Source organism: Streptomyces sp. NPDC016562, assembly GCF_043076955.1.
Taxonomy (GTDB): Bacteria; Actinomycetota; Actinomycetes; order Streptomycetales; family Streptomycetaceae; genus Streptomyces.
On record NZ_JBIBRZ010000006.1, the window covers coordinates 220,465 to 242,278 of the forward strand.

Here is a 21,814-nt window from a genome sequence, read left to right on the forward strand (position 1 = left end):
CGGCGGAGCTGACGTGACCATGACCCCGACCGGCCGAAACACGCCCTCGCGAGGGCGAGAAGGGATTAGATCCAGCCAGCACTGGCGTATTTCAGCCAGCTCCGATCTGGCTCGCAACCTTCTTGATCGTCTCGGGCGTCGCACGGGGGTGTGGTCCGACCACGATCTCGACCGCGATCTCGACCACGTTCCTGACCACGTTTCTTGACACGTTCCATCACCCGGGGGGGCCGGTGCACCGTCACCGCATCATGATTTCCGCTGCCGTCGTCGCGGCAGCGATGGGTTTCGTCCCGAGCGCGGCGCTGGCCGCCGAAGCGCCCGCCGGCCACGCCCGCGGCGTAAGCGCTGGTACCGCCGGCTCGAAGGGCAGCTCGGCGGACGGCTCGAAGAAGGCCGAGGCCGCCGCCAAGGCCGCGGCGGAGCAGGGCGCCACCTTCCACAGCCCGGCGAATCGTTCCGTCCGCACGTCCGCGAAGACTCCGCAGGCGGCGGCGAGCGTCTCGGACAACCCGGGCCTGGGAGTCGACCTCTCCGCCCGGGGCGTCAGCACGTACGGCATCAAGCTGACGTCCTACGTCTACACCAGCGTCGCCACTCCGATCACCGTGGACATCAACTGGGGTGACGGCAAGACCGATTCGGACCTGGTCACCGACAGCGACTTCGTCGAGACGACGCACGTCTACAGCGAGCTCGGCACCCGCACGGTCACGGTCACCGTGAAGGACCTGGTCAACAACGTCACGGCCACCAACACCTTGGAGGTCACGACCGTCGGCACGAAGTTCACCCCGCACGCCCCGACCCGGCTGCTGGACACCCGCGACGGAACCGGCGCCGCGGGCGCCGGGGCCGTCGCCCCGTACGGCACGACCCGCGTGAAGGTCGGCGGCAACAGCGGCATACCGGCCGGCGTGACCGCCGTGGCCCTCAACCTCACCGCCACCAACACCGCCGCGGGCGGGCACATCACGGCCTACCCGGCGGGCACGGACCGGCCGATCACCTCGAACGTCAACTTCGTCGCGGGGCAGACCGTCCCGAACATGACGATCGTGCCGGTCGGAGCGGACGGCTACGTCGAGCTGGCCAACCGCAGCTCGGGGACCGTGGACCTGATCGCGGACGTCACGGGGTACTTCACCCGCGCCGTCGCCAGCGGCTACACCTCGCTGGACCCGTACCGCGTCGTCGACAGCCGCGAGGGCCTCGGCACCGCCGCGGGCCAGGTCCCGGGCCAGAGCACGTTCGCCGTCCCGATCGCCGGCCACGCCGGGGTGCCGTACCAGGGCGTCACCGCAGTGGCCCTCAACGTCACGGTCACCAACCCGTCGAACTCGGGCCATCTGACCGTCTTCCCGGGCGGACAGCAGGCCCCCTCCACGTCGAACGTGAACTTCACCGCCGGCCAGACGGTCGCCAACTCGGTCATCGTGCCGGTCGGTCCGGACGGGAAGATCAACATCCGTAACGGCTCCTGGAGCGGGGCCGACGTGGTCGTGGACGTCGTCGGCTACTACAGCCCCGGCAGCAAGGCCGCGTACCTGCCCGTGACGCCGACGCGCCTGTACGACACGCGCGACTGGGGCCTCGCGCTCCCCGGCCAGGACTACGAGCACCTCGGGCTCGGTGCGCGCGACCTCTCGATCAAGGGCTACGTCCTGAACACGACGGTCACCAACACCGAGGGCGACGGCCACCTCACGGTCTCCCCGGACCCCAACACCGCGTCCCAGTACGACAAGGGCACCGCCGTCCGGCCGACCCCGCCGAACTCCTCGAACCTGAACTGGACGAAGGGCGCGACCGTCCCGAACCTGGTCCAGGCGAGCACCGGCAAGAACGGCGTCATCGACTTCTGGAACCGCAGCTGGCAGCCCACCGACCTGGTGATCGACATGTTCGGCGTCTACGACGAGCTCTGACCGCCCGCCCCCGGGGACGGCCACACGGGCCGCCCCCGGGGGCTCGCGGAGGGGCCGTCACGTCCCCGCGGGCGCGAACGATCGGGAAGGCCGCAACCCTCCGGCATTGCCGCAAAAGGCCGTTAAGGTGCAGGACCTACGGATTCCCCTGGGCCATGAATCCGGCGATCTTCCCACGGACTGATCCGCACTTGACTGGCCGCCCCCACCCCCTCATCGTTCCCGTCGAACGTCCGCGCGACCAGCGGACACAGCGGGAGGATGAGTAGCCCCTCAATGTTCAGATTCAGACCTATTTCGGCCAACGCACGGCCGAAGTCGGCCGGTAGAGGGCGTGTGGTCCCTCTGGCGGCTCTGGTCGCCACCAGCGCGCTGGGCCTCGGAATGCTCAGCGCCCCCCTTTCCCACGCCGCCCAGGGACCTTCATCTCCCTCGTCCGCGTCACCCGCCGGCGTGAAGCCGGCCCTGACGGCCCTGCAACAGGGCATCGTCGACGCCCGGGCCAAGGCCAAGTCCACCGGCAAGCCGGTGGTGGTCGATGCCATGACCACCGAGACCTCGCTGACCGTCATCAACCCGGACGGCACGGCCAGCACCACCGACAACACCCACGCGGTGCGCACCAAACGCGGCAAGGCCTGGGCACAGCTCGACGCCACGCTCCGCAAGAACTCCGACGGCACGCTGAGCCCGGCCGTCGGCGCCGTCGGGCTCACGATCTCCGGCGGCGGCTCCGGCCCGATGGCGACGATCACTACGGCGGACGGCAAGAAGCTCGCCGTCTCCGCGCCGTTCGCCCTCCCCGCCCCCGTTCTGGACGGCGCGAGCGCCACCTACCCGAACGTGCTGCCCGACGTGGACCTGAAGGTCACCGCGCTGGCGACCGGCGGATGGCGCGACGTGATCGTCGTCAAGACGGCCGAGGCGGCGACGGACCCCCGGCTGAGGACGCTCCACTTCCCCATCGCGGCCGACGGGCTCACCGTCTCCACCGACTCCGCGGGCAACATCAGCCTCAAGGACGCCGACGGCAAGGTCCGTATGCACGCCCCCACTCCGCTCCAGTGGGACTCGACGCCGGCGGCCCCCACGCCCAAGACCGGATCGACGTTCACCCGCGGCGTTTCTCCGGCCGCCGCACCCGGCGTCACCGCGCCGGACCCCGCCCTCGAAGGCTCCACCGCCGACCGGCCGGGTCCCGGGGCGAAGGAATCGCGGATCGCGGTCCGCGCCGACGAGCACGGCATCGATCTGACGCCCGACCTCGCCGTCCTCGGCAAGGGCACCGGCCCCTGGTACATCGACCCCAGCATCAGCGCCGACAGCGGCGCCTCGCACTCCGCGCAGGTGCAGGAGTACCACCCCAATACCTCGTACTACGACGCGATCAGCTCCCTGGGCACGGGGTACTGCGGGTACAGCGACTGCACCGGCTACGGCCGCGAGCGCGCGTACTTCACCATCAACATCAACCCGGCGATCTACACCCAGCCCAGCGGCGCCCCGGCCCCGCCGACCGTCTACGGCTCGACGCTCTACGCGAGCGTGGACGGCGCGTCCAGCGGGACGAACACGCCGCTCGGCCTGTACTGGTCCGGCCCGATCTCCAACGGTGTCACCTGGTACACCCAGCCCTGCAACGGCGGCGGCACCTTCGGCGGGTGCAGCAAGGTGGGCGGCTCGGCCTGGATCAGCGGCATCGGCCCCATCGCCTTTGACGTCAGCGCCCAGATGAAGCAGGCGGCCTCCCAGAAGTGGGCCAACTGGACCGTCGGTATCGCACCCGACGACGAGAACAACAAGTATTACCGCCACCACATCCACAACAACCCGCACATCACCACCAACTACGACTTGCAGCCCAGCATCTGGTATCCGCGGACGAGCCCCGCTTCCGGCTTCGCGAACGCCGACACCAAGGGCAACCGGGCGAGTTACGACTGCACCAGCGGCGGCGCGCAGCCGTGGACCAACCCGGGTTGGATCGGCGCCAACCAGAACGTCGTACTGAGCGCCAACAACTGGTCCCCGGCCGGGATGAACCTGTGGACCAACTTCCGGATGTGGGACGACAACGAGTCCGCCAACGGCTGGTCGGGCAGGACTGCGTGGCAGGGGAACTACAACACCGCCCAGGTCGCCGTACCCGCCTCCGTGCTCAAGGACGGCCACCAGTTCGGCTGGACTGCCAACGCCTATGACGCGGACCCCGTCGCGAACGGACTCGGCTCCGTCGACTCCTCCTGGTGCTACTTCCGTGTCGACCGGACCGCTCCGACGGTGAGCGTCAGCTCCGCCCAGTTCCCGCCGTCCGGCTCGCCCGCTCCCACCCCCGTGGTGTATGCCAACCAGCAGGGCACCTTCACCCTCGGCGGCGCCGACCCCGTGCCCGCCGGCGGCGCGGCCTCCGGTCTCGCTTGCTTCAAGGTCAGCACCAGCTCGACCCCGGTCACCGGATGGGGCTGTAACGACGCGGGGGTCGTGCTGCCCGACGCCGCCACGGGCGTGGGCACGTACAAGTACACGCCCGGCACCTGGGGCACGAACACGCTCTACGTGCAGGCCCAGGACAACGCCGGCAACTACAGCCAGCCCTACGCGTACAACTTCTACGCGCCCTGGAACCCGGCGAGCAGCCCGATGTTCGGCGACGTGACCGGCGACGGCAAGCCCGACATCACGGTCCCGGACGGCACCGGCAACCTGCGCGTGGTCCAGAACACCGGCGACCCGGCCAACGCGGGCTGGATCGGCGGCCCCGCCGCCACCTCGCCCACCGGCACCTGGAACGGCCTGCAGATCACCCACCGCGCCTCGCTGCGCGGCCAGGTCCCGGTCGACGATCTGATCGTGCACGAACCCGGCAGCCCGCAGATGCTGCTGTACACCAACGACGGACGCGGCAACTACACGCAGCGAACCCCGTTCTACCCGAACGGCACCACGCAGGCGCAGGTCACCTGTGTCGACACCGCCGGACAGCCGGTGGCGGCGGGACAGCCGGGCAGTTGCCCCGCCGGCGTGGGATGGGACTGGTCCCAGGTGAGCCAGGTCCTCGCGATCGGCACCCCCGACGGCGAGACGACCTCTCCCCTCAGCAAGACGTCGCTCGCGGTCGTGATCAACGGCGCGCTGTGGTTGATCCCGCCGGGTAGCGGGGCCGCGGTCCTGCTCAAGAAGACCGAGACCCAGATCTCCTCCCTCCCCTGGGACGGCTCGAACAACACGGACGGCTACGACCTGATCGGACCCGGTCCGGCCAACGGGACCAGTGCCTGGACCCTGAACGGGACCGGCTACACGGCCAAGCAGGCGACCCTGTGGGCCCGTAACCGCAAGACCGGCCAGATCCTGGCCTACCCGATCACCAAGAACGCCACCACCGGCGCCACCGACTACACCGCCCTCGCCGACCCGACCAAGGGCGCCGTCCTCGCCACCGGCGTCGACACGGCGACGTACCCCGTGGTCGGATCCGTAGGCGATTTCGACGGCGACGGCGTCGCCGACCTGTACGCGCAGACCGCGGACGGCCGGATCGTCGTCAAGCCGGGCGTCACCGGCGACCCGGCGAACCGTCCGGGTGTGGTGACCGCCCTCGCGGCCTCCACCACCGTGGGCGATCCGCGAGGTCCCCTCGGCCGGTTCCCGCTGGCCGGGCCCACCAGCACCACCGACACCACGCACACGCCCGACCTGACGGGCCGCAACCCGGCCACGATCAAGGGCGACGTGACCTTCGCCCCGGCCTCCCTGGGCGGCGCCGCCACCAGCGCGGCCGTCTTCAACGCCGCCGCGGGCACCCAGAACAACGGCGAGGTCGGCTCCGGTCTGAGGGTGGACACCGGCAAGTCGTTCACCGTCAGCGCCTGGGCCAGGGCCGACCAGCTGACCGACGGCGTGGTCCTCAGCCAGGACGGCACGTCGACCAGCAACTTCATGATCTGGCCGGCCACGTTCTCGCCCGGGGTCACCAACTGGACCTTCGCCATGTCCAGGACGGACTCCGGCTGGGAGTACGACCACACCAACCCGGTCGGCAACGTGGAGGGCAAGGCCAACGCGGCCGCCCGCGTGCAGCAGGGCGCCTGGACGAAACTGACCGCCAGCTTCGACGCGACCACCGGGCAGATGGCCCTGTACGTGAACGGGGCGCTGGCCTCGACCGGTGTGCACACCACCGCGATGGCACCGACGGGCTCGCTGGTGGTCGGCCGGTACTTCAACGGCGGCAAGGGCAGCAACCCGTTCAAGGGCGCCGTCGCCGACGTCGCGGTCTACCCGTTCGCGACCGTGCCGGGCAGCACCGCGGGGCAGCTCGTCTCCGGCATGAGCCCCACCAAGTGCCTCGACGAGTCCGGCGGCGCCGCGACGCCCGGCGCAAAGGTCCAGGTCTGGGACTGCAACGGCTCCACTGCCCAGAAGTGGACCTTCAGGGCCGACGGCACCGTCGGCCTTCCCTTCGGCGGCTGCATGGACGCCACCAACTCGGGCCGTGACAACGGCACGCCCATCCAGTGGAACACCTGCTGGGGCACCGCCCAGACCAACCCCGCCCAGCAGTTCCTGCCACGCGCCGACGGGAGCCTCTACAACCCGGTCTCCCGCCGCTGCGTGGACATCCCGAACGGGAACACCACCAACGGCACCCAAGTGGTGCTGTGGGACTGCAACGGCAGCCCCACCAACCAGTACTGGGGGCTGACCCCGAATTCCTGACCGGTACGCCGGGGCAGTGACACCACAGGGGCTGTTGAGGAATCTCAACAGCCCCTGTCGGCTTCTACAACCCTATTTACGCCGGATCCTGCCAACCGGTCCCGCGCCGTACCCGGACGCGCTTGCACACCACGAACCCCTTGTGGATGCCGTCTGAGACATCGAGATTCAGAAAGCCGCGTTCGTAGCGGCCCGGCTTCTGCAAGAAGTCGTCCATTTCGGATGTGTCGGCCGCGCTGACGACCGAAAGACCGCGGTATCCGGTCGTGACCTTCATTCCCAGCACTTCGGTGAAGACGAGGTCCACGTAGCGGTCGTACGTCTCACCTGGGCGTCCACGAAGCACGAGGGTCGCATGCGACTTGCTGTAGGACCACAACTGGAAGGGATGATCTGAGTGGAAGGGTAGCGGTTGCTCTTCTTCTGCCATGTAGGGGTCCTTCTCTCTTTCACCGGCTCACTTCTTGAACGGGTTGTCGCCATTGACCCACTGGACACGGGCCTGCACCTCCGGGGGCGCGTCCCTGATCATGGCGAGCTCCCATGCAGTCAACTCGGACATGTAGGGGTTGGCCACGTTCGCGGTGCTCGCCCACTGGGCCGGATTATCGATCCCTTCGAGATTGAAGTAGATCGTTTGGGTGCTTTCCGGCTTCAGAGCGTTCCTGACGACGGTCTCGAAGTCATCCCAGTGCTCGTAGTACTTGGCACCATGTAGCTCGGCGAATTCGTGCAATGCATAGTCGTTCCGATCGGTCCTCGTCAAACCCAAGGCGATCGGGTCGTTGCAGGTGTTGTGCACGAGTACGGGCGTGGCCCCTGCCAGCACGTAATACGTGTGGAGCCGGTCAACGGTGAGGTTGAGCATGTCGGCCGCTCCCGGCACGACCGTGACGTCCGAGACGTATGCACGGGTGTTCGCTGCGGTCGCGAGCGCATCGCCGGTGCGTAGCTGACCGGCGGGTACCCACGCCTTGCGGTTGTCGTCCCAGAAGGGGTGCTTCGCCGTCGTGTGCACGACGGTGGATCTCCCGTCCGGGGTGGTGACTGTGAGGTCGATCAGATCGTCGTCGCGGTTGACGTGAAGTGCCGTGACGTCGCGACCCCCGATGTGCTCACCGGTCGCGGGATCCGCTGCTTGGACCTGATCGCCGACGGCGATCTCACCGATGGGCTTCGACTCACCGTCTTCGAGCAGGACCAGGGTGTCCGCGGAGAAGCTGCAGCCAACTCCCAGTCCGCCCATCTTCATCCCGGCGTACGAGGTGGCTGCACCGACTGCCGCAGCCAGAGCCATCGCACCCGCGTCCTTGCAGTCGGTCACGCATTGCGAGGCGAGTCCGGCCAGCGCCCCCACTGCCACCGCACACGTGACACCCGTCTCCGGGCACAACGCCGCACCCACGAGTCCCACGAGGAGTCCTGCGAGGTGCCCCTTGGAGGCGTCCCACAGGTCCTTGAGGGTCGCCGGTCCGTAGATCGCGATCTTCGCGTAATGCAGGATCGCGTTGTAGGCGTGCGAGCCTTCCACGTTCCAGTCCGGCGACTGCTCCTTGATGTGCTCGAACCTGGCTTTGAACTGCGCCAGGCGCTCCTTGGGCACCGACTCCAGGATCGTGTCCACGACCGTCTTCTGGCGCGTCGTGCTGGTACGCCCGTTGCCGTTGCTCGGCGTGATCGTGTAGGCGACGGAACCGTCGTTGTTGTAACAGGTCAGGCCGGCGCACCCGGGGTGCATGTCGGCCCAGGCCGAATTCGGGTCCATCGAGCAGCTGTCACAGAACATGCCACTCGGGTCACTGCTGTTGACAGGGTCGTTGTTGCTGTAGGCGTAGCCGTTCCACTGCTGGGGGTTGCCCGGCGCGATGATCGGGTCGGGGTTGAGGAACCTGCCGTGGACGGGGTCGTACTCGCGGGCGCCGAGGTTGGTCAGGCCGGTGGCCGGATCCAGCGTGCCACCGACGAACCCCTTGTCGCCTGCCCAGCTGCCCGGCGCCGGCTGGGTGCCGCGCGGGTTGCCGAACGGGTCCGTCGGGCGCCGGGTGACGGTCTGGGCGGCGTCGGTGTCGATCTGGACGCTGCCCGTGCCGTGCGGGTCGGCCGCCTGGTAGACGAGCTTGCCCCCGCCTGTGGGCGCCGTGACCCGGGTGATGGTGATGCCACCGGACGAGCCGTAGTAGCGCACGTCGGTCATCGAGGCCGAGGCGGTGTCGAGGGTGAGCTCGTCGTTGCCGAGGTTGAGCGTGGTCTTGCCCGGGTTGCGACGGATCAGCTGGTTTCCGTCGGCGTCGTACAGGTACGAGGTCGCCTGGGCCTGGCCGGTCTTGGAGACCGAGGCGAGCTTGTCCTCGCCGTTCCAGGTGAGTGTGGTCGTGCCGCTCGTGTCGGTGATGCTGGTGGTGTTGCCCTGTGCGTCGTACTGGTAAGTGGACGCGACGGTCCCGCTCGCCGACTTCGTCGAGGTGGACAGCAGGCCGTGCGGACCGCCCGTGCCGCCGCCCGTGTTCGGTGCGTTGGTCGGGGTGTTGAGCGCCTTCGGCGCGCCGAAGGTCTGGGTCGTCGTGATGTCGTTGGCCGTCACGCCGGTGGCGTTGTGCTGGACCAGTGAGGTCCTGTTGCCCGTAGCGTCGTAGCCGTAGCTCTGCCAGTACGGCGCAGGGCCGCCCACGGTCGGCTTGGCCGGAGTGCCCGTCCAGGCCGGGCCGCCCGCGTTGTTGCAGCCACCGATCCCGGGAACCGACGGCGCGGCGTTGGTCTTGGTGCCGGCGGTGTCGGTCCAGGCGTTGGTGAGCCGGCCGAGGTAGTCGTAGGTGAAGCACTGCAGGTCGGTCGCGGAACCGTTCTGCACGTCCTTCACCGAGGTGATCTGACCGGCCGGGTTGTAGGTGTAGGCGGTCTGGTCGAGCGACGTGGTGCCGCTCTGCCGGTCCAGGAAGGAGTTGACCAGCCGTCCGGTGGCCCAGTCGTACTGCTGGGTCGAGACGACCTGGGTACCCCAGTCGCCCACCGTCGTACGGGTGGGTCGTCCCATGGCGTCGTACTGGACGTCCGTCACCAGCGAGCTGTTGCCGCTGGAGGCGAGCAGCAGACCGGTGTTGCCGTAGAGGTAGTACACCTCCTCGGCCGGAAGGCCGCCCATCGCCGGCAGGACGGTGTGGTCCAGCGAGCCGAGCACCGGCGTGTAGACGTTGCTCGTCTCGTAGGTACCGGCGAGCGCACCCTCCTTGGCCGGAATGGTCACCTTGGTGCCCAGGATCCGGTACATCGCGTCGTATCCGGTGACGGCTTGCGTGTAGGCGTCACCCCCGGCGCCTCCGGTGTAGCGGGTAGAGGTGGCGGGTCGGCCCTTGCCGTTCGGGACCGTGTCGTACGTCCAGCCCGCGAGCTGGTTCGCGGGCGCCACGCTGCCTGTGAAGAGACCGGTCTTGCGGCCCAGCACGTCGTAGGAGTACGCGAGCGTGTTGCCCCTCGCGTCCACGGTGGAGGTGATGCGCGAGTTCACGTCGTACGCGGTGCGGCTCGTACCCGTGTCAGGGTCGGAGGCCGACGTCTGACGCCCCAGGAAGTCGTACGTGTACGTCCACTTGTTGCCCGCGGAGTCGGTACGAACGGTCTGCTTGCCGTCCGCGTTGTAGGTGAATTCGGTGACGTCGGCGTCCGCCGGGTTGCCGGTCGCCGTGCTGCCGCGGTACTGCCACAGCTGCGTGGTGTTCCCGCGGGCGTCCGTGATCGAGCTGGTCGGGGACTTGCCCTGCGGCGGCACCGAGTCGATGCGGTCCGCGCCGGGGTAGGTGGAGGTGGACACCCACTGCTGCTGGCCGTAGGACATGAACGTGTCCGTCACCCGTCGGCCCATGCCGTCGTAGGTGATCCAGTCCTGCGCCGGGACCTGCGAGTCCTGCGGGGCGAAGATCTGCCCGTTCGGCTGGTTCGCGGCGTCGAAGTACGGCGCTGACGTCTTGATGACCCAGCCGTGCGAGTCGTACACCGAGTCGGTGACCAGACGACCCGCGCCGCCGGTCGCGACCGACGTCTGGACCTGCCGGACGCGGCCGAGGCCGTCGTACAACTCGTTCTTGGTCGTGTACGTGCCGTCCTCGGTGATCGTCTGCGTCGTCGTGACCGAAGGCGCGGTGATGCCGTTGACCGCATAGGAGTACTTGGTGTTGGCGCCGAGATTGGTGGGCCGGTCGGGTTGCCACACGTCGGTCAGACGGCCCAGGGCGTCGTACCGCATGGTCGTGGCACGCCCGTTCTGGTCGGTGGCGACCAGCGGCAGGCTTCGGCCCGGATCGAACGTCTGGGACTTGGTCCAGGCGGCTCCGGTCGGTCCGGTCAGGGTGACCTGGGTGGGGATCGCACCGCTCGCCGGGACATACGCGGTCGTCATGCTGACCCCGTCAGGACCAAGCGTCGAGACCGCACGGCCGTAGGCGTCGTACGTGGCGGTGGTCTGCTGGTCGTACTGGGGCTGACCGTTGCCGTCGTAGGAGACGAGACTGCGCGTGGAGGTCCCATCGCCCGTGGCGCCCGCCTGACCCAAGGGCAGGGCGTCGTAGAAGGTCTGGCTGGCCTTCACCGTGTTGGCCGCGTTCGGGGTGGCCCCGCACGCCCCGGTGATCGACTTCTGCTCGGAGAGCAGCGTGCGGATCAGCGGGTTGGTGCTGGTCGCGTAGGTGTTGGTGGTGCAGACCTCGGGCACGGCCGCCGTGCCGTCGCCCTTGTCGTCCACCTGGACGGGGCGGTTGGCGTTGGCCGGGTCGTAGGTGGTCACCGAGGAGGTGGTCCGCCACGAGCCGCTGGCCAGCTTGTCCCATTTGGTCTCGGTGGTGCTGGTGCTCGTATAGCGGGCGACCAGGTCCGGCATGCTGTTCTGCTGCTTGTGCGTCGCCGTCACCACGTCGTTCGCCGTGACGGTGGCGGACGCGCTGACGACGGCGCCGCCGACCTTGTCGTAGCTCTGGCTGCCGAGCACGCTGCCCGAGCGCCACTTGTCGTCCGTCACCGTGGTCGCGGGAGCGCCCGGGTAGGGGGTGAAGGAGACGGAGACGTTGCGGGCAGTGCCGTTGGCGAGGTAGTCGCCGTTCATGCCCCGCAGGTACGTGGTGACCTGCTGGGTTTTCGGGGCCTCACCGGGGTTGCCGGTGCCGATCGTCGCGGTGACGGTCTGGTAGCCCCGGAAGTTGTCCCACGTGCGGACCTTCGGGTCGGTGAACTCGCCGTCGTTGCGGTGCCAGGCGGCGCCGCCCCCGTACGCGTAGTTGGTCGACTTGGTCATCGTGGTGCCGGTGACGGCGTCCTGTTCGGTGACGGCCGTGACCAGGTACTTGTGGAACCAGTCGTTCACCGGGTCCGGCGACGACGACCCCGGCAGGTACCAGTGCACGGGCATGCACGCCATCGAGTTGGTGTCCTCGGCGGACGGCATGCGGCTGTTGACCCGCGAGCATTCCGCGTCGGCGTAGATCACGTTGATCTGGCCGCCGGTCTCGGTCGTGATCTGCTGGATCCGCGGCCGGTAGAACGCCGGCTGCGGGGGCTGCAGACCGTCCACGCGGTTCGCCAGCTGACGCGCGGTGAACGAGACGGCGGGTAGGGTCTTCGCCGTCTGCCCGTTGGTGCCGGTGCGCTGGATCGACGACAGCCACAGGGACGGCTTGGTGCCGTCGCCCGGGTCCGGGAACGTGTGCTTCAGGGCCCATTCGTCGACCGTGGTGTACGCCGTGCCGACCAGCACCTGCGTGCTGATCTTCGACAGCATCAGCGGGGACCAGAACGTCGGCGAATAGGTGGTGCAGGTGCCGCTTGACGCGCACGCCTGGTCCAGCGGCGTGTCCGGCCAGTTCGCCTGGTTTGCCACGACGCGCTGGGCGGTCGTGCACGTCACCGTTCCGGACGCCTTGCAGCGCTCCTCCGTCGTGAACAGCACCTTCGCGGCCGGCTTCACGGTGCCGTTCGCGGCGACCTGCTCAGGCAGTCGCTGGCCGTAGGCGATCTGCGTGACCTCCGACGCCCGGACGTAGGCGGTCAGCGTGCCGCTGCCGCCGTTCTGACCGGCACCCCGGTTGTAGTAGTTCAGATCCCGCTGGTAGGTGTAGGTGACCAGGTTCTGGTGGGTGTCCACGACGTAGTCGAGGTTCCAGCGCCAGGCCTCCCGGCACCAGGACGCCGTGCCGGTCGTGGAGCTGTAGCAGTGGTCGCCGCTCTTGGGCGAGTACACCGGGACGTAGGCGACCGAGTTGGTCGCCGGGTCACTGTTGTTGCCGCCCGGCAGGTGGTTCTGGCCGAAGTAGTACTGCATTCCGTCCGAGGTCGTGAGCCGCCAGTACTCGCCGCTCCGCGCCTCGTTGGTGGCGCCGGTGAGCAGCTCGATCTTGGAGCCCTCGTCACCCTGCAGGTGCCAGGTGCCCGTCGCGTCGTCGCGCACCAGGGTGCCCGAGTGGCCGGCGAGGTTCAGGACCCCGTTCTGGCCCGCCCAGCACTGGTCACCGGAACCGGTGATGCCGGCCTTGTCGCAGGGGCGGTAGGAACGCTCGATGAAGCCGGGCTCGTACCCCCAGCCCTCACCGACCCACGAGGCCTGTGCGTTCTGGGCCGAGGTCTTCCCGTCCGCGCTCGACGAGTCGTAGGACAGCCCCACCTTCGGACCCGATCCACCGATCGAGGCCGGGGTCTGGACCGGGTACGAGTAGGTGAAGTTACCCACGTTCGTACCGGCGCCCCACGCGTTCGACGGGGACAGCGGCGAGGCGGAGTAGCTGCCCATCGAGCCGCTCGGCGTCGAGGTCGCGGCCAGCACCATCGTCGACGAGACCGCGGCGGCCTCCACGAGGCGGCTGTCACTCGTGGTCAGCAGTGAGCTCTTCTTGGGTGCCTGGGACGCGACGGGCAGGGTGACCTGTGCGGCCAGCACACCCGTTTTGGGGTCCACGCTGGAGGCCACCGGAGTGCGCTTCTGGCACTCCGCCTTCTGTGGCGTCGTCAGTGCGCACTCCGGAAGCGCCACGAGCCCTGCCCGATCGGCCCATCCGGCGCCCTGGAGGGCCTTCAGGTCCAGGGCGACCTTCACGCTGCGGTCGCCCGGGGAGGCATCGGTGTCCGTCAGAGCCACCACGGGGCCGGAAGCGCCCGCGGCCTTGCTCTGGCCACCGCCTCGTACGTCGACCTTGACCGCCTTGGCCGAACCGCGGTCGGTCTGGGACACCTTGACCGGCAACTTCCCGGCCTGGACCGGCTTCGCGTCCGGCAGGGCGATCGTGGCCGACCCGGTCGGCACCGCCTGCGGAGCTACAGGCTTCCATTCACCCGGCACGGGATAGGAAGGCGCCGCCAGCTTGCCCGGCTTCAGGTTCTTGCCCTTGACCGATTTCTGCTTCGAAATCGGTGAATTGGGCGGTGCCCACACCTCTCCGTGCCGCTTTGCCGCAAATGCCTCAGACGGCGGAACCGCCAACAACGTTATGGTCATGGACAGAACGCCGATAAGAGACACGGATCTGTGTCTCCCCCTCAGCGGACCACCGACCGGCGTCTTGATACGCCAAGCCCCCACGAGCATCTCCCAATGGATACGTGGACAAGAAGTCGCACAGTCATGCGACTGCCGGGGGAGACTAGCGCGGGCACGGCCGAGCTTTCAGCGTCGTCCCGCCAGACAACTCGCCTGACCTGCCTCATCGTTAAGGCAACAACAGGAAAATGCCGCTATATCCCCCATCCGTCCCTGACGGCCGCTCCGCGGCAGTAGCGCGGCGGCCAGAATGTGGACAGGCTGGCCGCGACAGTTCACGTGGCTCACGTGACCAGCGGAAGGGGGAGGCCAATGACGGGGACCATCGTGGTGCGCGCGCAGCAGCCGGGGCTCGGCCGGGCAGGGACGTTCAGCGTGGTCGTGGACGACGTGGCCGTCGGTCAGGTCGCACAGGGGGCCACCGTACGGTCCCCCGCGGCCGCCGGCACACGCACGGTGCGGGTCACCGGCAAGAACCGCACCCGCTCCAACACCGTGAGCGTCGAAGTGCACGAGGGGCAGGATGTCCTGGTCACGGCCGAAGGGACCGGCCTGAAGGCCGCCGTCCTGTTTCCGCTCCTGGCCGGCATCTCGATCCCCGGGTTCTACGTGGTGGGCTGCATGCTGCTGATCGGCGCGCTGCTCCACGCGGTCCCAGGCCTGCTGTTCCGGGTGAAGGTGGTCAGCGGCGCCGGGATCGGCGGCACCGAGGACGCCCGATCCGCGGAGGAGGGACACCTCGGGTCCGGCCTGTGGTGGGAGACGGACCCGGCGCTCGCCAAGCGGTTCCGCAAAGATCCCTCATGACCGCCCGGCCTCCCCATGTCTCAGCCGCGGCGTCCCGGTCAGGCCGAGGAACCTCCTGTTCATAGGTGCATCCGGAGCGGCCCCTCAGGCTGAGCGAGCAGCCCTTCACCGCGGAGGCGACATCGGCCACACCGTTCGCACGCCTGGGGCTGCCGGAACCGGATTTCCCCCAGACGCTCCGGACCGGCGGGTGATTCCGGTCTCTACCGCAGCAGCGCGAAGGTACTCGCTGCGAGGACCCCGCCCACGGCGGTGCCGGCGAGGACTTGGGCCGGGGTGTGGTCGTCGAGCTGCACCCGGGACCAGCCGACGGCCGCGACCAGGAGGGAGGCGGGGAGCACCCACGTCCCGTAGGTCATGGCGAGCATCGCCACGCTGCCCGAGGAGACGGCCGCGTGCACGCTGATCTTCCAGGCGGGGGTCACGGCGAGGAGGGTGGCGAGAGTGACCAGCATGGCCGCGATTAGCGCAGTCATCGGCCGGGGGGCGCCGAAGGCCCGCAGCAGGAGGAGTCCGCCGGCGACCGAGGCGCTGGCGAAGGTCATCACGAGGATGCGCTGCGGCCTCTGGCCGACGTGCCGGTCGGCCCAGCGACCGCGCCGGATGCCGTGCTTGATGAAGGCCAGAGGGATGCCCGCGGCGAACAGGCACCCGAGGAGGCCCCATCCGATCCCGGCGAGACGGTCGCTGTGCCAGCCGACGAGGACGGCGTCGGCGATGATCCAGGTCTTGGGATCGAGCCACTCGGTCATCAGGCGCGCGGCCCGGGACTCGCCGGGCCGGGTGATCGCGGTCGTCACGCCGTGGGCTCCTGTCGAACAGCGGTGGACGGCTACGCGACGAAGCCTCCCGGGGTGTCCACCGTAAGGCCCGCCCCGGGACCACCCACTGGCCCTCTCCGGTTCAGCGGAGGTCCGGGCCGCCCGCTTCTGCGAGCTTGCCGAGCAGGCTGATCTCCTCGTCGCCGTCGTCCTGGGCCTCCGGGCCGAGGTCGGGGAACGATCCGGCTCCTTGCCCCTCACCGAGATGCGGGTACTTCTCGAGGAGGAACCGCCGCCGGTACGCCGTGTCGGCGGCGTCGACGATCGCCTCCAGGGTGGTCCAGTTGAGGGTGCCTCCGACGACGATGCCGAAGGCGGGCACGGCCTTGCCGAGTCCCTTCTTGGTGAGGCGAAATCCGAACGCCTTCGCGAACTGCTGGGAGACCTTGGCGACGACGGTCTCGTTCAGGACGTCCCAGGCCTTGCCGCGGACGAGCGCTTGGGTGAGCCGTGAGACGTCGGCCATCGCAGCGCTCTTGGCCGTAGCCGACGTCGCCGTCCCCGCGTTGACGACGGACATCACGAAGAGCTTCTCGGCGGGCTCTTCGGGGTCGTAACCGTAGAGCAGCGAGATCTGACCGACGGAGCGGGACGCGAGTCCGAGGACGACTGCGGCGTCAGCGGTGAAAGCGCCGACGATCGCACCTCCCGAAGGCGCGGCCGCGGCCCCGGCGGAGGCGGCGACGGCGAGCTGCCCTCCAGAGATCACAAGGCCTGCACCCGCTCCGGAGAGCGCTGCGGCGGCCGGGTAGTACCAACTCGCCGCTCGTCCACGGACCGCGTCGACCTGCTCCAGGTCGAGGCGGCGCAGATCGGACAGCGATGCGACGTCGTGCCCGCGCTTCTTGTGGAGCGCCACCACGCGCTTGGAGGAGAGCCCCGCCCGTGAGACCCGCCCCACCGTCTGCCGCACGGACTGAAAGGCAGTACCGCTCCAGTCGGGGAGGGCGTCGGAGGCCCCGCGGGCCCCGGCACTGACCTTGCGAGCACCCTTGGCGGCGATCTCCTGCCCCCGCGAAACCGCCGATTGGGCGCGTGGGTGGTTCTCCAAGTACTTCGTGGCACGCTTGCCGAGTTCAGCGGCGCCGGTGGCCAGATCCTGCTCTTGCCTGCGGCGACTCCTCCAGCAGCCCGGTACCTATGCGCTCTGCCGATCCCGTGGGACTGGGGACGGAACGCACACCTCGGCTTCGAGTACGCGCCCGGCCATGAGTGGGAGGGGGACCCCCTCGTGCCCGGCCTGGCGGTACGGCTACAGAACGCGCGGCCCATCACCGGGTGGGGAGAGCACTCCATCCCCGCAGGAGAACCGCTCCGGCAAGCCTGACTGTTCCGAACCTACCGGAACTGGCAGTTCGGATGGTGCCTGAAGCAGAACCGCAATGTCCCGACGGCTCCGGCCGGGCCCCAGCTGGAGGAGCAGCCGCAGGGGGAAGCAGCTGACCTTCGATGATTCGTTTCAAGCATTTCTAGACAGTGTCTGAAATCCACCCTTGAATGGCGGTCTGGCGGCCAGTAAATTCAGCTGGCCGCCAGACTACTGTCCGGCGCCGTAGGTCGATCTGCAGGGGAGACAGGGATGCGCAGCAGGTACCGAACCTGCCGCTGACTCGTGAAACGCGGGCCAGCGGGGTTCTTCATCAGCTTGGTTGCCCTACCAGGGCACCGTCCGAGGGAGACGTATGCCCTCAGTCGGACACCAGGCGACCCCGCTCGCGTATCCGAGGAGTGCACCTTGCTGGACCGTTTGATCGACCTCCTGTCTCAGACCCGGACCCTCCGCTCCGTGCTCGACTTCTGCACCATCGTGGTCCGTCTGCTGCCGGCGTTGGTCGTAGTCGTGGCGCTCATCCCGTCGTTCGTCGTCTTCGCGTTCATCTCCGCCGGCGCGCGCAGGTCAGTTCTCGAGATCGTGGACCGTCTGACGAACTGGACCCTCGCCCGCTAGCCGCCGCAGCCCTACCGCCGCCCTCCGATACGAAATCATGGAAGGGCGGCGCGGGGGCTTCGAGGAACTGCGCACATGGGCCGCCCCACCCAGGCCGCTAGGGCCGCCATCACCCAGCGGCGTACCGACGCCGTCGACCTGAAGCTGGCGGGCGTCGACTGGCTGACCATCGGCCGCAAGCTGGCTGCGGATCCAGCGGTCAACAGCGACGGCATCGCCTACCCGCAGGGCTACGGCATCGAGGCGTACCGACGCGGCGGTGAACCGCCGAGCGACGCCCGCCTGATCGAGATCGCCTGCAAGGACGTGTCGAAGGCCCTCGCGGAGCGCAGCACGGTGCTGGACGAGAGCACTGACGATCTGCGCAAGCTTATGGCCGAGCGTTGGAACGGCTTTTCTTCGGGGTATACCGCTCCGCCACCCGCACCGGCGACCTGGCCGCCGTGGACCGCGCCGTCCGCATCATCGAGCGCAGCGGCCACCTCCTCGGCCTGAACCGCCCCGTCCGGACAGAGATTACCGGCGGGGACGGGGGCGCCGTCCAGGTGCAGACCACGGGTCTGGATGAGCTGGAGCGGCTGATCGCGCTGGCCGGCGACGCGAACGCCGAGCGTGGGGAGGGCTGACGAGGTTGCGGTTCTCCAGCTGTACCGCACGCTTCCCGCGTCGCGCCGCCGTGAGATCGCCGCAGCTTCCACGCCCCAGCTCCGTGCCCAGCTCGCCCGCATCGAGCGAGACATGGCGATGGATCGCTCCCCCGGCGCGATGGCGGCCGTCCTCACCGAAGGACAGGAGATGCAGGCCCCGCACCTGGGGCTGATCGACGCTGCGTTCGAGCGGGTCGCCGCCGGAGTGCCGCCCCGGCTGCTGCTCACCATGCCACCCCGCCACGGCAAATCCCGTCGCGCCGCTCGGTGGGCGCCGCTCTGGTACCTGCGCCGGCGACCGGAACACCGGGTGATGATCGCCTCGTACTCCTCGGATCTGGCTGATGATCACGGTCGGTGGATCAGGGATGCCATCCTCACGTACGGCCCGCAGATCGGGATCGACCTGCGCCCCGGCTCGTCTGCCGCCAACCGGTTCGACCTACTCGGAACCGAGGGCGGCGCGGTCATGGCCGGCGTCGGCGGCGGCCTCCCCGGCAAGGGCGCCCACCTGGCGGTGGTGGACGACCCGATCAAGGACGCCGCGGAGGCTTCCTCGCCCACCATGCGGCGCCGCCTCTGGGAGTGGTGGCAGGCCGTCCTTCTGACCCGCATTGAGCCCGGCGGGTCCGCCATCCTCATCCAGACACGCGTCATCGACCTGCCTGCCCTCGCGCTCGCCGGCCCGCCGCCTGTGGCGCCGGGTGCCGAGCACGCGGGCGAAGAAGTACGCTGCTGCTCCGGTTCGTGCAGCGGCTCCACCAGGCTGGGCAGGCCGAGGGCTGGCCCGCGGGCGCGGCCATACCTGTGCGGCTGGTGTTCGGTCCGCACACCCCTACCGACCGCGGGGCGGTTCTCGAAGAGGTCGTACGTGCGGCGGGCGCTGGCGTGTTGTCGTTGCAGACGGGCGTGAGGATGCTGCAAGAGGCCGGGTATCCGATCGACGGCGCCCGTGTCGCCGGGGTCCCCTAACAGCCGTTGACCTGCGAGAACTCAAGTACCGCATACAGAGAACCCAGATCCGGTAAGGTATCTCGCGAAGCAACATCAACACCCGCCTTCGTAGCTCAGGGGATAGAGCACGGCTCTCCTAAAGCCGGTGTCGCAGGTTCGAATCCTGCCGAGGGCACAGTTCGAGGCCCCTCAGCCGAATCAGGCTGGGGGGCCTCGTCTTGTTGTGATTTTATGATCCAGGTGTCGTGTGGCGCCGCCCACAGGGATGGGGGCCGGGCGGTGGTCGCGCAGGCGCCTTTGTTCCAGGACCGTGCCCATGGGCTTGAACGCCGCCGGTCACGGGTGATCTCCCCCAGTTGTTCCGCTGCCCACGCACGCGCACACACCGTGAGGAATCCACACTCCGTGTCATCTTCTCATCAGAGCGTCATCGAAGAGTTCCGGGCCAACGCCGGCAAGGTCGGCGGTCCCTACGAAGGTTCCGAGCTGATCCTGCTCGGCACCACCGGAGCCGACTCGCCCGAGCCGCACACCGTGCCGCTCGGCGTCTTAGCGGAGAAGGGCGAGGACGGGCAGCTGTTCGTCGTCGCGTCCGCGCCGGGGGCCGACGGGCATCCCGCCTGGTACCGGAACCTGCTCGCGCGGCCCCTCGTGCAGGTCGAGACCGGGACCGACCGCTACGAGGCCGTCGCCGTGCCCGTCGAAGGGGCCCGGCGTGACGAGCTGCTGGACGGGCAGCCCGGGGCCGGTGAGGCGATAGCCGTCGTGGCGCTGCACCGGAGCCACGAACCCGTCACCGACGAGCCCGGGTTGGCCGGGAGGCTGCTCAACATCCACGGCTGGCTGCGGGCCGAGCTGGCCCTCGTACGGCAGCTCGCGGCCGAGGAGGAGGCGCGTGGGGGGCCCGTCGCCTCGCTCGGGCTGCAGCTGCGCCAGCACTGCCTGGCGTTCTGCCACTCGCTGGAGTCCCACCACCACGGCGAGAACGGCGGCCTCTTCCCCCTCCTGGAGGAAAAGGCCCCGCAGATGCGGGAGTTCATCGATCGCATGCTCGTCGAGCACGAGGTCATCGCCCGGCTCGAAGCGGAGCTGGCGGCCGCCCTGGACGAGCCGGGCGAGGGGTTCAGTGAGCGGGTGGACCGGATGAGCCGGGAGCTGGAGGCTCATCTCGACGGCGAGGAGGAGGAGTTGCTCCCGGTGCTGCGGGCCCTGGGAGTGTGAGCCGGGCCTCGGCGCCGCCGTCCGCCTCCCGGTTGCGGAAGGCGAGGGTGGCGCCGAGGGCCCGTGCCTGGCCCGCGGCGATGGTCAGGCCCAGGCCGTGGCCCTTGTTCATGCCCTCCGTACGGAACCGCTGCGGGCCGGTGGTCAGGAGGTACTCGGGATAGCCGGGGCCCGAGTCGGCCACGGTCAGGGTCCGGCCGTCGACGGTCACCGTGACCGGGGCCGCGCCGTGGCTGTGCGCGTTGGCCACGAGGTTGCCCAGGATCCGCTCCACGCGGCGCCGGTCCGTCTCGACCCGCTGGCGGGAGACCACCGTCAGGGCCGTGTCGGTGCCCGAGGCGCGGATCGTGCGCGCCGCCAGCTCGGCCAGGTCGCACGGATCCCGCTCCACGCGCTCGCCGCCCGTGTCCAGCCGGGAGATCTCCAGCAGGTCCTCGGTCAGCGCGCGCATCGCCCGTACCCGGTCCCGTACGAGCTCGGCCGGGCGGCCCGGCGGCAGGAGCTCGGCGGCCGCGTTCAGGCCGGTCAGCGGGGTGCGCAGCTCGTGGGCGACGTCCGCCGTGAACCGCTGTTCCGCTTCGAGCTTGCGCTGCAGGGTCGAGGCCATGGTGTCCAGGGCCCGGGAGACCGCCGCCACCTCGTCCTTGTGCCGCGGGCTGTCGCCGACCCGGGCGTCCAGGTCCCCGGCGCTGATCCGGCGGGCCACCTGCGCCGTCAGGTGCAGCCGGCGGGTGATCCGGGTGACGCCGAACGCGCCCATGAGCAGGGTGCCGCCGATCGCCAGGACCGAGGAGCCGAGGATCGCCCGGTCCAGTTCCGCGATGGTGCGCTCGCTGGCGCGGAAGTCCACGGAGACGGCTATCGCGGTGTCGTCGGGGCCGGGCCCCGCGGCCCACATGGCGGAGCGGCCGCGGTGCTCGCCGACGGCCGTGCCGCGCTTGCCGGCGAGGGCCAGGGCGCGCAGCTCGGCGGGCAGGTCCACGGGGTCGACGGCCTCGCCGCGCGGCAGGCGCGCGCCGGTCTCGTACGCCTGCATGGTGCGCTCCAGCTTCACCAGCGCCTTCTCGCGGGCGGCGCCGGTGGTCTGGTGGGTCATGGCGCTGTGCACGAGGCCGCCGAGGAGCGCGGCGAGGCCGCAGCACATGAGGGTGATGAAGACGGCGGCCTTCCAGGTCAGGGTCGAGGTCCACGCGGGCAGGCGCAGCCGCACTCTCATCAGTGGAGCTCCCCGTTCGTGATCCTCACGGCCTGTCCGTCCT

The 21,814-nt window shown here is 69.4% G+C and carries 12 protein-coding genes and 1 tRNA gene; 8 read left to right on the forward strand and 5 right to left on the reverse strand.

All coding sequences use genetic code 11. The annotated features are described in order from the left end of the window. Window positions 1-251: 251 nt before the first annotated feature. The gene (locus ACF059_RS24610; protein WP_392060775.1) at window positions 252-1,928 is read left to right on the forward strand and encodes a hypothetical protein; all 1,677 of its coding nucleotides are present in this window, start codon (window positions 252-254) and stop codon (window positions 1,926-1,928) included. Between the two features lie 453 nt (window positions 1,929-2,381). Then, window positions 2,382-6,647, forward strand: a complete 4,266-nt coding sequence (locus ACF059_RS24615; RefSeq protein WP_392060778.1) for a ricin-type beta-trefoil lectin domain protein — start codon at window positions 2,382-2,384, stop codon at window positions 6,645-6,647. Window positions 6,648-6,723: 76 nt separating this feature from the next. On the opposite strand, the gene ACF059_RS24620 is transcribed toward ACF059_RS24615, so the two are convergent. Further along, entirely contained in the window at window positions 6,724-7,077 is a 354-nt protein-coding gene (locus ACF059_RS24620) for a hypothetical protein (RefSeq protein ID WP_392060780.1), read from the reverse strand. A 27-nt stretch (window positions 7,078-7,104) separates the two neighbouring features. After that, window positions 7,105-13,923 (reverse strand): polymorphic toxin-type HINT domain-containing protein, encoded by a 6,819-nt coding sequence (locus tag ACF059_RS24625; protein ID WP_392060783.1) that lies wholly within the window; start codon window positions 13,921-13,923, stop codon window positions 7,105-7,107. Between the two features lie 546 nt (window positions 13,924-14,469). Here ACF059_RS24625 and ACF059_RS24630 point away from each other — a divergent pair. After that, the gene (locus ACF059_RS24630) at window positions 14,470-14,964 is read left to right on the forward strand and encodes a hypothetical protein (protein WP_392060786.1); all 495 of its coding nucleotides are present in this window, start codon (window positions 14,470-14,472) and stop codon (window positions 14,962-14,964) included. A gap of 203 nt (window positions 14,965-15,167) precedes the next feature. On the opposite strand, the gene ACF059_RS24635 is transcribed toward ACF059_RS24630, so the two are convergent. Both ACF059_RS24635 and ACF059_RS24640 read right to left on the reverse strand, forming a co-directional pair. Then, the gene (locus ACF059_RS24635; protein WP_392060788.1) at window positions 15,168-15,764 is read right to left on the reverse strand and encodes a hypothetical protein; all 597 of its coding nucleotides are present in this window, start codon (window positions 15,762-15,764) and stop codon (window positions 15,168-15,170) included. A gap of 103 nt (window positions 15,765-15,867) precedes the next feature. Continuing rightward, a complete protein-coding gene (locus ACF059_RS24640; protein ID WP_392060791.1) occupies window positions 15,868-16,698 on the reverse strand; it encodes an EcsC family protein in 831 nt (276 codons plus the stop codon). An 822-nt stretch (window positions 16,699-17,520) separates the two neighbouring features. Here ACF059_RS24640 and ACF059_RS24645 point away from each other — a divergent pair. The 5 genes from ACF059_RS24645 to ACF059_RS24665 all read left to right on the forward strand — a co-directional run bounded on the left by ACF059_RS24645 (window position 17,521) and on the right by ACF059_RS24665 (window position 20,555). Further along, window positions 17,521-17,733: a hypothetical protein gene (locus ACF059_RS24645; protein WP_392060794.1), complete on the forward strand. Its 213-nt coding sequence runs from the start codon at window positions 17,521-17,523 to the stop codon at window positions 17,731-17,733. A gap of 75 nt (window positions 17,734-17,808) precedes the next feature. Further along, window positions 17,809-18,228 carry a hypothetical protein gene (locus tag ACF059_RS24650; protein ID WP_392060797.1) on the forward strand — a complete coding sequence of 140 codons (420 nt, stop codon included), beginning with the start codon at window positions 17,809-17,811 and terminating at the stop codon, window positions 18,226-18,228. A 243-nt stretch (window positions 18,229-18,471) separates the two neighbouring features. Then, window positions 18,472-19,293, forward strand: coding sequence for a terminase large subunit domain-containing protein (locus ACF059_RS24655; RefSeq protein WP_392060800.1), 822 nt, complete (start codon window positions 18,472-18,474; stop codon window positions 19,291-19,293). A gap of 143 nt (window positions 19,294-19,436) precedes the next feature. Further along, window positions 19,437-19,509 (forward strand) — tRNA-Arg (locus ACF059_RS24660). A gap of 230 nt (window positions 19,510-19,739) precedes the next feature. Then, window positions 19,740-20,555, forward strand: coding sequence for a nitroreductase/quinone reductase family protein (locus ACF059_RS24665; protein WP_392060802.1), 816 nt, complete (start codon window positions 19,740-19,742; stop codon window positions 20,553-20,555). Here the strand turns inward: ACF059_RS24665 and ACF059_RS24670 are convergent. Continuing rightward, window positions 20,458-21,771, reverse strand: a complete 1,314-nt coding sequence (locus tag ACF059_RS24670) for an ATP-binding protein (protein WP_392060805.1) — start codon at window positions 21,769-21,771, stop codon at window positions 20,458-20,460. The genes ACF059_RS24665 and ACF059_RS24670 overlap by 98 nt on opposite strands. Window positions 21,772-21,814 lie beyond the last annotated feature (43 nt).